The 12561-nt window shown below is 43.1% G+C and carries 10 protein-coding genes, 8 tRNA genes and 1 rRNA gene; 16 read left to right on the top strand and 3 right to left on the bottom strand.

The window, feature by feature from the left end; translation table 11 throughout:
* From rrf to rbsB, 15 genes are all read left to right on the top strand, one after another.
* Nucleotides 1-115 (top strand): 5S ribosomal RNA (gene rrf / locus E4K68_RS06470); the annotation flags it as partial.
* 152 nt (nucleotides 116-267) lie between these two features.
* A tRNA-Glu gene (locus E4K68_RS06465) sits at nucleotides 268-343 on the top strand.
* 94 nt (nucleotides 344-437) lie between these two features.
* A tRNA-Asp gene (locus tag E4K68_RS06460) sits at nucleotides 438-513 on the top strand.
* A 26-nt stretch (nucleotides 514-539) separates the two neighbouring features.
* Nucleotides 540-623: transfer RNA gene (locus tag E4K68_RS06455), tRNA-Tyr, on the top strand.
* 117 nt (nucleotides 624-740) lie between these two features.
* A tRNA-Met gene (locus E4K68_RS06450) sits at nucleotides 741-815 on the top strand.
* Nucleotides 816-860: 45 nt separating this feature from the next.
* A tRNA-Gln gene (locus tag E4K68_RS06445) sits at nucleotides 861-935 on the top strand.
* A 4-nt stretch (nucleotides 936-939) separates the two neighbouring features.
* Nucleotides 940-1016, top strand: a tRNA-Lys gene (locus E4K68_RS06440).
* A gap of 81 nt (nucleotides 1017-1097) precedes the next feature.
* Nucleotides 1098-1172: transfer RNA gene (locus E4K68_RS06435), tRNA-Cys, on the top strand.
* Nucleotides 1173-1181: 9 nt separating this feature from the next.
* Nucleotides 1182-1268, top strand: a tRNA-Leu gene (locus E4K68_RS06430).
* Nucleotides 1269-2022: 754 nt separating this feature from the next.
* The gene (locus tag E4K68_RS06425; protein WP_135378117.1) at nucleotides 2023-3012 is read left to right on the top strand and encodes a LacI family DNA-binding transcriptional regulator; all 990 of its coding nucleotides are present in this window, start codon (nucleotides 2023-2025) and stop codon (nucleotides 3010-3012) included.
* A gap of 12 nt (nucleotides 3013-3024) precedes the next feature.
* Nucleotides 3025-3975, top strand: a complete 951-nt coding sequence (gene rbsK, locus E4K68_RS06420) for a ribokinase (protein WP_135378116.1) — start codon at nucleotides 3025-3027, stop codon at nucleotides 3973-3975.
* Nucleotides 3947-4342 carry a D-ribose pyranase gene (gene rbsD, locus E4K68_RS06415; protein ID WP_135378115.1) on the top strand — a complete coding sequence of 132 codons (396 nt, stop codon included), beginning with the start codon at nucleotides 3947-3949 and terminating at the stop codon, nucleotides 4340-4342. Before rbsK ends, rbsD begins: the two co-directional genes overlap by 29 nt.
* 23 nt (nucleotides 4343-4365) lie before the next feature.
* Entirely contained in the window at nucleotides 4366-5862 is a 1497-nt protein-coding gene (locus E4K68_RS06410) for a sugar ABC transporter ATP-binding protein (protein ID WP_135378114.1), read from the top strand.
* On the top strand, nucleotides 5855-6793 hold the full coding sequence (rbsC, locus tag E4K68_RS06405; RefSeq protein WP_135378113.1) for a ribose ABC transporter permease: 939 nt from the start codon (nucleotides 5855-5857) through the stop codon (nucleotides 6791-6793). Before E4K68_RS06410 ends, rbsC begins: the two co-directional genes overlap by 8 nt.
* 195 nt (nucleotides 6794-6988) lie before the next feature.
* A complete protein-coding gene (gene rbsB / locus E4K68_RS06400; RefSeq protein ID WP_135378112.1) occupies nucleotides 6989-7933 on the top strand; it encodes a ribose ABC transporter substrate-binding protein RbsB in 945 nt (314 codons plus the stop codon).
* 261 nt (nucleotides 7934-8194) lie between these two features.
* On the opposite strand, the gene E4K68_RS06395 is transcribed toward rbsB, so the two are convergent.
* On the bottom strand, nucleotides 8195-10258 hold the full coding sequence (locus E4K68_RS06395) for a methyl-accepting chemotaxis protein (protein ID WP_135378111.1): 2064 nt from the start codon (nucleotides 10256-10258) through the stop codon (nucleotides 8195-8197).
* Between the two features lie 271 nt (nucleotides 10259-10529).
* Nucleotides 10530-10775, bottom strand: a complete 246-nt coding sequence (locus E4K68_RS20290) for a hypothetical protein (protein ID WP_158291373.1) — start codon at nucleotides 10773-10775, stop codon at nucleotides 10530-10532.
* A 247-nt stretch (nucleotides 10776-11022) separates the two neighbouring features.
* Between E4K68_RS20290 and E4K68_RS20285 the strand changes: the two genes are divergently transcribed.
* Entirely contained in the window at nucleotides 11023-11241 is a 219-nt protein-coding gene (locus E4K68_RS20285) for a hypothetical protein (protein WP_158291372.1), read from the top strand.
* Nucleotides 11242-11255: 14 nt separating this feature from the next.
* Here the strand turns inward: E4K68_RS20285 and ilvA are convergent, their stop codons facing one another.
* The gene (ilvA, locus tag E4K68_RS06385; protein ID WP_135378110.1) at nucleotides 11256-12467 is read right to left on the bottom strand and encodes a threonine ammonia-lyase; all 1212 of its coding nucleotides are present in this window, start codon (nucleotides 12465-12467) and stop codon (nucleotides 11256-11258) included.
* Nucleotides 12468-12561: the final 94 nt, after the last annotated feature.

The following is a 12561-nucleotide window of genomic DNA, read 5'->3' as shown; positions in this document are numbered from 1 at the left end:
TGGTGATCATGCCGAAGGGGTTCCACCCGTTCCCATACCGAACACGGAAGTTAAGACCTTCAGGGCCAAGAATACTTGGGGCGCAGGCCCCTGGGAACGTAGGTCATCGCCGGGTAACAAGCAATAGGCGGCTACCCTTAAGGGTAGCTCCTTTTGTGTCTGTTTACCTTCTTAGAGAAATGCCTTACCATAATTTAATGTTTAATTATAGTAAGGTGCATGATGGGTTGGTTGTGCACATATCTAAGTATGTTGTGCTTGAATTAAGGCCCGTTGGTCAAGCGGTCTAAGACACCGCCCTTTCACGGCGGTTACACGGGTTCGAATCCCGTACGGGTCACCAATAAACTAGTGTGATTACTTCAGCTGGCAGAGCGCCTGCCTTAAAATCTAGATGTTGCCAGTTTGACCCTGTCATTGCCTAACAAAATGAGAATGGCCCCGTGGTGTAGTGGTTAACATGCCTGCCTGTCACGCAGGAGATCGTCGGTTCAAGTCCGATCGGGGTCGCCATAAAAAAATAGTTTCTATAACCGAATGGGTAGGTGGCCGAGTGGTTAAAGGCGACAGACTGTAAATCTGTTCCGCGAGGTACGATGGTTCGAATCCATCCCTGCCCACCATCTACGAAGTTGGATGTTCGAGGTTAGAAGAGTTCGAACCGAGAACTTAATTTTGATAAGAGGAACGCCAAGACGGTTCGAGCAACGGACATTGTACACAGCGCCTCGTATTATCATCGCGGGGTGGAGCAGTGGTAGCTCGTCGGGCTCATAACCCGAAGGTCGTCGGTTCAAATCCGGCCCCCGCAACCAAGGTATTGGGCCCTAGAGCAAATGCTCAGGCATAATATATATGATTGGGGTGTCGCCAAGCGGTAAGGCACCAGACTTTGACTCTGGCATTCGTAGGTTCGAATCCTCCCACCCCAGCCAAAACGGGCCATTAGCTCAGTCGGCTAGAGCACCTGACTTTTAATCAGGGTGTCCCGCGTTCGAGTCGCGGATGGCCCACCAAACAATATTTTGCGGGTGTAAGCAGCCACCTTGCCAAGGTAAAGTCGCGATTCCGAATCTCATCACCACTACAGCATTTCTGGCGGCATAGCCAAGTGGTAAGGCAGAGGTCTGCAAAACCTCTATTCCTCAGTTCAAATCTGAGTGCCGCCTCCAAACAATTTAGCCGATGTGGCGTAACTGGCAGACGCACGGGACTTAAAATCCCGCGGATTAACCCCCGTACCGGTTCGATTCCGGTCATCGGCACCATATAAGTTTGTAACTCAGTTGGTTCGAGTCCTCTCAAAACCACCATACATAAATATAGAAAATCTCGAAGTCCTTGAGTATAACGGATTACGAGGTTTTTATGTTTATACTGGGGATTGAATAATAAAACCTCGTAAGTACCTATTGTAAATAGTGGCTCATTTACTTGGAATTATTCATTTGCATTCTATGTATCCTGGGAAGTAAGAGAACCGTACTGTTATTTCCCCTGGCGCAAAGGCGATGAATTTCTAATTAATTTTGGGAAATAACATTGGGCTAAGAAAAGAGAGCTTTTGTACAGTACTGATGGTATCTGATACTAAAATAGTTTCTTAAGAAATGACGTTTTTCATTTCTTAAGAAACTATTTTTATGTTGGTATTATAAACTTAACAATACTATTTTCTTAAAAGTATTATTTATGAAATATAATTGTCTATTGGAATTATGTGGATTTATATTACATGTTATTTAAATGGTTATTATTGGGCAATCTAAAATCGGGAAAAGGGATTGACAGTGCATTCTGAAAAAGCTAAAATCGTAGTATAAAATGTAACCGTTTACATTATATACTTTAATCATAATATCTATAAAAACTTTATTAAGGCCTAAAGTTACCTAATGGTTCCTTATCAGAATAGGATTATGATGAAAATGTGGACAGTGAAAGTATTCTACAAGTAAGATATAGAATACAGGCGTATACAAATGTAACCGATTACAGAGAATAGATAGAGGGTGTTGTCCATTGGCAACGATTAGAGATGTTGCTCGTTTAGCGGGGGTATCTGTTGCTACAGTCTCCCGAGTGGTTAACAAAACGGACTCTGTGAATCCCGAGACCGCAAGACAAGTGCAGAAAGCAATTGAGCAGCTTCAATATGAGCCAAATGCTGTGGCTCGGGGCTTGGCAGGTAAGAAGATGGGGATTATTGCCTTGATTTTGCCGGATATCTTAAATCCTTTTTTTCCTGCTTTGGCCCGTGGGGTTGAAGATGTTGCTCATAAGAAGGGCCTTACGGTTATCTTAGGCAACTCAGATGATTTGGGCTTAAAAGAAAGTTCATATATTAAGGTTCTTAAGAAAAAGTATGTGGATGGCTTCATCATTGCTTCGAATACGATTCGTGAAGAGGATGTCGAAGCGTTAAGAAAAGAACGAATCCCGATTGTGTTGTTAGACAGAGGTTTGAATACTGCGGCTTGTGCAGTGATACGCTCAAATAACCGTGAAGGGGCGAAGCTTGCCGTTCAGCATCTAATAGAGCAGGGCTGTCAAAGAATTGCTCATATTTACGGACCGCCGGAATTCATCACGGCTCGAGAACGTTTGCTGGGATATGAGGAAATTGCCCGAGAATTAAGTGAGTATTCTCCCAGTCTGATGGTGCCCGGGCATTTTGCTGTTGAGGGTGGCCGAAAAGCTGTAGAAGAGCTTCTTTGTCGTCATCCTGATCTTGATGGAATTTTTGCCGGAAATGATCTCATGGCAGTAGGGGCTCTCAAAGCCTTGCATGAACGAGGGATTAGGGTCCCAGAACAGGTCAAAGTCTGCGGGTTCGATGGGATAGGTTTAACAGAAATTACTGAACCGGAATTGACGACCGTGGCGCAGCCAATTTATGAGATGGGAGGATTAGCTGCGCGTATTTTGTTAGACGAAATCGAGAGCGGTATCCGCCAGAATACGGTCATTGAATTGGATGTCACATTAATTCCTAGAAAATCAACCCAATAGGAGGAGACCTTTATGGACTTACGGCCCAAGATTGTCGTCATAGGTAGTTTGAATATGGATTTGGTGGTTAAGGCCTTGCGTGCTCCTGGGCGTGGAGAAACTGTGATGGGGGAAGAAATTCATTTCATTCCCGGCGGCAAAGGCGCAAACCAGGCGGTGGGCTTAGCCCGTTTAGGGGCTGAGACCGCAATGATTGGAGTGGTTGGCTCAGACGCTTTTGGTGAGGATCTTATGAAGGCTTTGCAGAAGGATGGAGTCAATACTTCGGGTGTTAAAGTACTCCCTTCAGAAGCCACAGGTGTTGCCTCGATTCTTCTAGCTGAGGAGGATAACAGTATTGTGGTGGTTCCAGGGGCGAACGCCCGGTGTTTACCCGAGGATTTGGACCGGTGTGAGGAGAAAATAGCCGAAGCGGATCTTGTTCTCTTGCAATTAGAGATTCCGCTGGTGACAGTGGAGTATGCGGTGAAGTTGGCAAGAAAACATAGGAAGGCCGTGATGCTTAACCCAGCCCCAGCTCAAAACCTTTCTCAGGGGCTACTCAGTAAGGTGGATTATTTAACCCCCAATCGTTCCGAACTGGCTTTGATCTCAGGAATGTCTGTAGAGTCTTCGATTGCCCAAGGGATTGAGCGATTACTGGATCTAGGAGTTTCGTGTTGTGTTACGACTCTGGGAGCGGAAGGAGTCGCTTTTAGAGAAAAGGGTGGCAGCTTGGCTAACGTTTCGGGTCATAAGGTCCCCGTAGTGGATACTACGGGAGCGGGAGATGCCTTTAATGCTGGTTTGGCCTTTGCTCTGGCGCAGAAGAAATCCATTCGGGAAGCCGTCGAATTAGCAGTTCAAGTTTCGGCTCTTGCCGTTACTAAATTTGGAGCTCAGGGCGGGATGCCAACGTTGGATGAGGTAGAAGAATTTTTTGGAGGGACCAAAAATGAAGAAAATTGGCATTTTGAACAGTGATATTTCCCGCGTGATTAGCGAGCTTGGGCATATGGACACTATCGTGATAGCAGATGCAGGTTTACCGATCCCGTCTCATGTTAAAAGAATTGATTTGGCTTTGAAAGAAGGAGTCCCGTCGTTCATTGAGACGGTTGGAACAGTTTTTCAGGAAATGTGTGTGGAAAAGGCTTATGTGGCTCAAGAAATGGGATCGGCAAGTGCTAGCAAAAAGGAAGAACTGATCGCAGTTCTACCCGATGTTAAGATCGAGGGCATTACGCATGAAGAGTTGAAAGCCTTAACTCACCAGGCCAAGGCTGTGATCCGCACAGGCGAGTTCACTGCCTATGCCAATGTCGTACTTGTGGCTGGCGTAATCTTCTAGGAATTTAAAGGAGGGATACAGGTATGGCGGATCTCTTGACGATGGAGGGCATCAGCAAGAGTTTCAGTGTAGTCAAGGTGTTAGAGGATGTTCAATTTTCGCTACGCCAAGGGGAAGTCCATGCCTTGATGGGAGAGAATGGAGCAGGTAAATCGACCCTGATGAAAATCCTTTCTGGAATTTATAGTAAGGATGCAGGCTCTATTCAGATTCACGGAACAGAATCCGTGGCTTCTTCACCTAAAAATGCTCAAGCTTTGGGAGTGGCTATCATTCATCAGGAACTTAACATGATCCCCGATTTATCTATAACGGAAAACATGTTCTTAGGACGTGAGTTCAAATGGGGTAGGACTGGATTCGTCAACTGGAACCGAATGAGTACAGAAGCTAAGAAGTATTTACAGCAACTTGGGATGGATTTGAACCCGGATATTCTAGTGGGGGAACTTTCCGTTGGACAGCAGCAAATGGTGGAAATCGCTAAAGCACTTTCCATGCATGCAAAAATTCTGGTTCTCGATGAACCGACGGCGGCTTTGACTAAACGAGAAATCGAAAAACTCTTCCAGCTCATTGCAAATTTGAAAACCCAAGGGGTGGGAATGATCTACATTTCCCATCGTATGGAAGAAATATTCCAGATCAGTGATCGGATTACTGTGTTGCGGGATGGACGTTATATAGGCACACGGGATACAAACGTCACAACGATGGATGAGTTAGTGCAGATGATGGTTGGTCGGGAAATCAAGGAACGTTTCCCTAAGGTGGAAACCGAGATTGGGGAAGAGCGTCTCCGGGTTGAAATGTTAAATCAAGAAGGAAAACTCTATGATATTAACTTGAGTGTGCGGTCAGGAGAAATCCTGGGAATTGCAGGCTTGATGGGAGCAGGTCGGTCAGAATTGGCCAAAGCTCTGTTTGGCGTAGGGAAGTTTCAAGGGAAGATCTTTGTGAATGGCCAACCCGTGATGATTGGAAATCCAGCGGATGCCATTAAGGCGGGTCTAGCGTTGATTACTGAAGACCGGAAAGGGGAAGGCCTTGTCCCCGATCTCTCGGTTCGGGAAAACTTCGCGTTGCCTAATTTGCGATCCCTGTCGCGATTTGGGTTTATCAGCCACCAGATGGAACAAAATTTTGTGGACGACAGTATTCAAAAGCTAAAGGTTAAAGTCCATCATTCCGGGCAATTGGTGAGCTCGTTAAGTGGAGGAAATCAGCAGAAAGTTGTGATTGGGAAGTGGCTAGCAACTAACCCTAAAGTTTTAATTCTGGATGAACCGACACGGGGTGTGGATATAGGGGCGAAACGAGAAATCTACGACTTAATGAATCAACTTGTTCAAAAAGGGGTTGCTATCATCATGATTTCCTCAGAACTACCGGAGGTACTCGGAATGAGTGATCGAGTCTTAGTCATGCATGAAGGACGAATCACGGGGGAATTTTCACGCGAAAACGCGACACAGGAAACGATTATGATGGCTGCTACAGGAGGGAAAAATCATGGCTAAAGTGCGGGAAAAAAGCGGGATTCTGCAGCGCATGGGGCCCCTTGTGGGTTTGATTCTCATCGTCACCATCTTATCCATTGTCAATTCAGACTTTCTGACCGTCGGTAATATCTTTAACGTCCTTCGCCAGGTTTCTATTAATGCTTTGATTGCCTTTGGGATGACGTTTGTTATTCTTACGGGAGGAATCGATCTTTCTGTCGGTTCGATCATTGCCCTTTCAAGTGCTTTTGCGGCAGGGATGATGGCCACAGGAATGAGCTCTTGGCTGGCGATCGGGGTAGGAGTGTTGTCTGGGACTTTGATGGGAACTGTAAATGGGGTCGTAATTGCTCGAGGAAAAGTCGCACCGTTTATTGCCACTTTAGCGACCATGACGATATTTCGTGGTTTAACGTTGGTTTATACGGGAGCGAAACCGATCACTGGCCTACCAGACGCTTTTGGCCTGATTGGACGAGGGTATCTCTTTCAAATCCCGATGCCCGTGATTTGGATGCTGGTGGCCTTTGGGGTACTCTATGTCATTTTGAAATTTACGTCCTTTGGCCGCCACGTTTTTGCCTTGGGGGGAAACGAAGAAGCGACCCGACTTTCCGGGATCAATACGAGTAGAGTCAAAGTGCTTGTTTATAGTATTAGTGGTCTGATGGCTTCTCTGAGCGGGATTATCTTGACCTCGCGTTTGAATTCCGCTCAACCAACTGCAGGAACATCTTATGAACTCGATGCGATTGCGGCTGTAGTATTGGGGGGTACGAGTCTTTCTGGAGGTAAAGGTTGGATTGTGGGGACCTTAATTGGTGCTATGATCATCGGGATTCTAGATAACGGATTGAATCTCATGAACGTTTCATCCTTTTACCAACAAGTCGTCAAAGGCGGGGTTATTTTGGTGGCTGTCTTACTGGATAGGTCGAAAGGGAAGTAATCAGATCCCGAGTAGATTGAGTTATTTGATGTTTTCCAACTGAAAAGAAAGACGATTTCTTCAGTTGTGGACATAGAGGTTCTTAAGAGGGGAGGATGCGATGATTCAGTAATGATTGTATACTGATAGTTTGCTGGTACTCATCAAAGAATACTTGGCGGCACTTGCCACCAATATATGGAAGGAAGATAAAGAATGAAGAGAAAAAATAGTGTATGGATGATGATCCTCGTGGTTCTTATGGCGGTTAGTCTCATTGGTTGCGGAACAACCCAATCTAATTTAGAAAAAAAGGATGCAGCTAGCACAGCCAAACCTTCAGCTAAAGTAACCATTGGTTTTTCGGTCTCAACGTTAAATAACCCCTTCTTTGTGTCACTCAAGGACGGTGCTGACAAAGCAGCTAAAGCCGCTGGCGCCGATCTACTGGTTGTGGATGCTGGTGATAATACCGCCAAGCAAATCAGTGATATTGAAGACTTGATTCAGAAAAAAGTGAGCGTCCTTCTTATTAACCCAACAGACAGTGCAGCAGTTGTCTCGGCCGTGGAATCGGCTAACAAAGCTAACATTCCTGTCATCACGGTTGACCGGGCTTCCAATGGGGGCAAAGTAGTTTCTCATATCGCATCAGATAACGTCAAAGGTGGAAGCATGGCTGCTGACTATATTATGAAAACCTTGGGTAACAAAGGGAACATTGTAGAGTTGCAAGGAATTGCTGGAACGTCAGCAGCTCGTGACCGGGGTCAAGGCTTCCATAAGGTCGTAGATGGCAAAGACGGAGTGAAGGTTGTAGCATCTCAACCTGCCGATTTTGATCGTGCTAAAGGATTGAAGGTAATGGAGAATATCCTTCAAGGAAATAAAGACATCCAAGCAGTGTTCGCCCACAATGATGAAATGGCTTTAGGAGCTCTCAGTGCTATTCAAGCAGCGGGCAAAAGCAATATTCTAGTGGTCGGTTTTGACGCTACAGATGATGCTGTGAAAGCCGTTAAAGACGGAAAGATGGCGGCTACAGTCGCGCAAAAACCCGATTTGATTGGTAAAACTGCGTTAGAAACCGCCCTGAAAGTAGCTAAAGGGGAGAAAGTTGACGCGAGTATTCCCGTTGAATTACAACTGATTACGAAGTAATAGAGAACAAGGTAAGAGGCCGGAGCAAGCGCTTCGGCCTCTTTTTTAATCACACTGCCAGAACCCAATACGAATTTATGCTGCTAACATAGATGCCAAACCGGGAAAGTCATGGATGTAATAAAAGTATTTCGCATAGCGACACGAAGTAATAGCTTACATATTCATTGAATATGCAAGCGAGTAAAGTTAGGTTAAGTTAAACGAGGTATGAATAAGAGCTACACACATGTGTAGCTCTTATTCATACCAATTTAGTATTTAATCGATTATAAATCTCGTTGTTTCTTCTTTTAATTTATTAGCACTCTCTATGGCCTTCAAAACCTGTTCCTTAACATCATTAGATTTGTTGTTTACCTCGGTAGCTCGATTTGCTATATCGGTAGTTCCGCTCGCACCTTCATTAGCTGCTTGAGCTACCCCATCAATGGCAGCTGAAATATTTTGTATAGAAGCCAGAAGTTGCACAGAGGTAGCACTGAATTCTGATACAAGCTCATCTACAAATTGAGCATCTTCGTTATATTTCTCTGCTACATCCAACATAACCTTATAATCATTATCTACATCGATAGACACGAAAGACAGCAGGCTATTAGAACTATTTGAGAGATTATCTACTGAGCTTGTTACTTTCGTAGTAACATCCTGTATTTGCATAACAGCGCCTTTTGATTGCTCTGCAAGTTTTCTTATTTCTTCTGAAACAACTGAGAATCCTCTTCCAGCTTCACCTGCTCTAGCAGCTTCAATAGCAGCATTTAATGCAAGCAAGTTGGTTTGTTCAGTTATCTGCATGATGGATTCTGTTAATAAATGTATTTGATTAACTACCTTGGATTCTATTATTGCCTGTTCCAACTTCTCTTTAGTATCTATAAATATGTCATAAGCTTTCTTTTGGGCGGCATCAACATTCTTCTTAGTATCTTCTGCTCTCTTTGTGATTTTCTTTGCTGAGACTGCACCTTGTTGAGACTTTTCTGCAATTAACCGAACAGCTTTTTCTATCTCCTGTGAAGTTGCTGACATCTCTTGGGATGCTGCAGAAGTTTCTTCCATACTTGCAGCCAACTCTTCTGTTGTAGCAGATATCTCTTCCAGACTCGTAGTTAGATTAGTAACGTTATTCATTACATCATGTACTTCTTCTTCTATAGTTGAAGATTCATTCTTAATACTATTTACTAATTGTTTTAAAGAATTTCTCATATCATTTATTGCATTAGTAATTGACCCTATTTCATCGTTTCTGGATAGGAACTTAGGGTCAACCTCTCGTGAAAAGTCTCCGCTTGCAACGACTTCTAAATATTCAGAGGATTTTATGATAGGTTTAGTAATTCTTTTTGTGGTGATTGTAATTAATATGATTGTAATGATCAGCATAATTACTGAAATACCTAGAACCATAAGGGATATTCTTCTAGAACCCTCTGTTAATTCGTTCTCTGACATTAATGATGCCAAAATCCAGTCGGTTCCGGAAACTTTATATGGATTAACTATATATTTTATTCCGTCAATAGTTACATCAAAAGACTTTAAGTCTTTTGACAATAGCTTGTCTAATCCCACAATCTTAATCTCGTCTATTTTTTTGAAGTTGTTTTTCGGATTATTTCCATCTGCTAAAATAACCCCTGTATTGTGGACTATCATCGAAAATCCTGTCTTACCAGTTTTCATAGAACTTAACATATTACTAATAACTGACTGCTGCACATCGATTCCTATTGTGCCAATCCGAGTTCCATTAGCATCATTAAAGGACCTAACATTGCTTGTAATCATTGCATTAGAAATACCATCAATGTAGGGTGCTGTTCTCACAATAGCCCCACTTCCGCTTAAGCCGGTTTTATACCAGTCTTTTTCAGGTGGATTAAATTTTTCTGGAATACTGGTTTCAGGCCACTGGAGATAAGAACCTTTTTCTGTTCCGAAATAGACGTACATTGTACCAGGATGAGTATCCGCATAATGTCTAAAGACTTCATAAATTTCTTGCTCTAATCCCCCATTTTTTGAGGGCGTCATTTCAGTTTTTTGACTATTATTTGCGTAAGACGTGATTCCACTGCTTGCTTTCATGATCAATGGGTTTGAAGCCATCATATTGATGTCTTTATCTATTTGATCATAAAAGATTTTAATAGATTTCTCCGCAATTTTCATCTGTTCGTTCGAATGATTATAGTAATCGTTTTTGGTCTGTTGAGTCACCTCGTAGCTAACTATACTACCTACTGTTGCAAGCGTAATTAAAATTATAATTACCGAAATTACTAAAAACTGTGTTTGAATACTCTTAAATTTCATTTCATAAAGTCCCCTCTGCTATAAATGATTGATGAAGTCATTATCGAGAATCTTTCCTTGGCGACTTGGCGAAAGTAATTATAAAGCGAAAGCCTAGGCTTTCGCTTTATAACGTAAATGACTAGGGTTTCGTTGCTTCATAGGTAGTAGGATCATGTGTGCGCTCATAGTGTGTGAAGAGGATCCTATCTAACCAAAAAAATTACATGGCGCTTGTACCATAATCATTATCTGAGGTAACACTTCGTTAACTCGATAAGGCCAACAGCCGTTAACGAAAGAAGGTAGTCGAAGTAACTTCCTTTATACCACTATCAAAATCCGAATACACTATCCCCAGCAACATCTCGTCTAAGCTAAAAGTTGCCACTAATAATCCTATGCTTATACTCTTTTTACAAAGGTTAGTTCCTACTTTTTGTAAATGTAATTGTGTTTTGTAATCCACGTCCATATGCTTTAAAATCTTTATTTTCTGATTTCTTACAACGACAACTGTACCTTCTAAGTAGTTCAAGCAATTCTATTATAAGATTATGTCTAACCCAGTGTAAAATACTTAGTAATTATACCCCCCATAAGTACCATTGAGGCGCGTTCTGCCATTAAGGTTCTTGGACTAAGGCAGTTTAAGGGCTATGTTCAGTGGCAATAATTATATTTTGCCACTGAACTGATAATTGTTGGAGATTCATTCCGCTAGATCCACCGCCTTGGAATGGTGAAAAACAATTAGACAGACGCCACTGGGTGAATCAATTTCAATGAGGTTGAGGAGATTAACGACTGCGCCTGCTGGAATAAAATTCGGAGTATGGTTCCTGGTAATGGACCACATTGACGACTTGGAGGAGTTCCTTGAAGTTCATTACTTACTTCTTGAATTGATAAGGGAGGGTCTCCCGCCACAGCTTAACAACAGTGTTTTTATTGTCAAGGCCTTTAAGAAATATATGGTTATTACTTCAAACAAAGGTTTGTAGTATTCCAATGCAACTCATACCTGAATTTTAACGTGGTAATAGTTTTTCTCAAGTAGTTGCTTAATCGTTTGCACTTGTTCTGCATCCGTGGTCTCTAATTCGAGTTCCACCTTAGCATAACTCACTGGAATATCTAGGGTTTCTCGCCTGTGTGTAACCGCAAGGACATTTGCGCCCATGCTGGCGATTAACTGCAGTAGTTGTGCTAGAGCCCCAGGACGGTCACTAATAACGGTGGTTAGGAAACATTTGCGTCCATTTTTTACAAGTCCCTTGTCGATTGTTCGGGCGAGAATGTTGACATCTACATTGCCACCGCTTAGTATCGCAACCATTTTGCGATTCTTATAATGGGAAAGGCAATTTATGATAGCTGCAACCGGAGCTGCACCGGCACCTTCTGCAACGACTTTGGCACTTTCTAAAAACAAAAGCATTGCACTGGCAATTTCGTCCTCGTCTACAGTTACTATTTCGTCAACATATTTTTTGACGAGTTCAAATGGTATAGCACCTGGCGTTTTAACAGCAATACCATCGGCAATGGTCGGAATTCCGTGGACTGTCATGATTCGGTTCTCCGAAATAGATTCCTGCATCGAAGGTATATTTTTACTTTGAACACCAACAATCTGGACGTCCGGTTTCAACGTTTTGAGTGCCAGGGAAACTCCTGAGATCAATCCACCGCCACCAATGGGTACTACGACGACTTCAACATCAGGCAGATCATCAAGGATTTCCAAAGCAATGGTTCCCTGACCGGCAATCACCAGTGGATCATTAAAGGGATGAATAAATGTTGCATGAGTCTCTTCTTGTATACGCTGGGCTTCCTCGTAAGCCTCGTCATAAACTTCACCGTGAAAAATAACCTCTGCGCCATAACGGCGTGTTGCTGTTGCTTTGGAGAGGGGAGCATATTTGGGCATGACTATGGTCGACTTGATGCCGAAGGCGGTAGCAGCTACGGCTACACCCTGGGCATGGTTGCCTGCAGACGAAGCAATCACGCCCTTTTGCTTTTCCTCCGCAGTCAAATGAGCAATCTTGTTGTACGCTCCTCTTAGCTTGAAGGAGCCTGTATGTTGGAGGTTTTCCATTTTTACAAAGACTTGGTTGTTACACATGGCGCTTATAATGGGGTTATATACTAACGTGGTTTTATAGGTAACTCCTTTTAATGTTTCTCTAGCCTTATATACATCTTCAAGAGAAATATCCATTCCGGTCTTTCCTTTCGTAGCAAACTATTTTTGACCTAGTTTGTTCATTCTTTGTAAGTTCTATGATTTCAGGACCAGATAATTGTGATTATTA

Source organism: Desulfosporosinus sp. Sb-LF (assembly GCF_004766055.1).
Lineage (GTDB): Bacteria > Bacillota > Desulfitobacteriia > Desulfitobacteriales > Desulfitobacteriaceae > Desulfosporosinus.
The sequence above is the reverse complement of the archived record's forward strand: the minus strand, read 5'-3'. Positions and strand labels throughout refer to the sequence as shown.